The sequence below is a fragment of the Streptomyces sp. YS-3 genome (assembly GCF_045257485.1).
GTDB lineage: Bacteria > Actinomycetota > Actinomycetes > Streptomycetales > Streptomycetaceae > Streptomyces.
Map to the genome: position 1 here is coordinate 1 of NZ_JBJHPC010001100.1, position 915 is coordinate 915.

Sequence of the window (915 nt, forward strand, 5' to 3'; positions counted from 1 at the left end):
GTCATGGACCGATCCTGCCGGGCCCACATTGCCATGTCGTTGCGCCGCGGTGACGAGTGTTTTCCGCCGCCTCACGGGCGCGGGGCGCGCGCGGGGAACCCGTAGGAGGGGCCCGGGTTCCCGTACAAGGGGCGCGGGGGCAGAACCGCGCGCCCCCTCCCCCGCGTCCGACCACCCGTGACACCGTCGACCCCGGGGGGACCCCATGCGCCTGCCGCGCACTCGCGTACGGATCGCTCTGCCGCGCACCCGCAGGGGGCAGCGGCGTGCCGTGCAGACGGCCGCCGCGCTGTGCGCCCTGGCGCTGGCGCCCGCCGCGTGGGTGTTCACGGCCGCCGACGGCAAGGTCGGAACGGTGGCGCGGGCGCCGGCGTCCGGCGTCGCGGTGGTGTTCGGGGCCGGGCTGTGGAAGGGCGAGCCGTCGCCGTACCTGGCGCACCGCCTCGACGCGGCCGTCGAGCTGTACCGGGCCGGAAAGGTCAGGGCGGTCCTGGTGACCGGGGACAACGGGCGGCCCGAGTACGACGAGCCGGACGCGATGCGCGCCTACCTGGTGCGGCACGGCGTCCCGGACCGGCGGGTGGTCAGCGACTTCGCCGGGTTCGACACCTGGGACTCGTGTGTACGCGCGAAGAAGATCTTCGGCGTGGAGCGCGCGGTGCTGGTGAGCCAGGGCTTCCACATCCGGCGGGCCGTCGCGCTGTGCGAGGCCGCCGGGGTCGACTCCTACGGAGTCGCGGTCGACGCCGTGCACGACGCCACCTGGTACTACGGCTCCACCCGCGAGGTGTTCGCGGCGGGCAAGGCCGCCCTGGACGCCGCCTTCAAACCCGGTCCGCGCTTCCTCGGGCCGAAGGAGGGCGGGGTGGCGCGGGCGCTGGCCGAGGGGCGGTGAGCGGACGGGCGGTGGGCGGA

The 915-nt window shown here is 75.6% G+C and carries 1 protein-coding gene; it reads left to right on the forward strand.

Going from position 1 to position 915, the window contains the following annotated elements:
* Nucleotides 1-205: 205 nt before the first annotated feature.
* A complete protein-coding gene (locus tag ACJA3G_RS37740) occupies nucleotides 206-895 on the forward strand; it encodes a vancomycin high temperature exclusion protein (protein WP_406557510.1) in 690 nt (229 codons plus the stop codon).
* Nucleotides 896-915 lie beyond the last annotated feature (20 nt).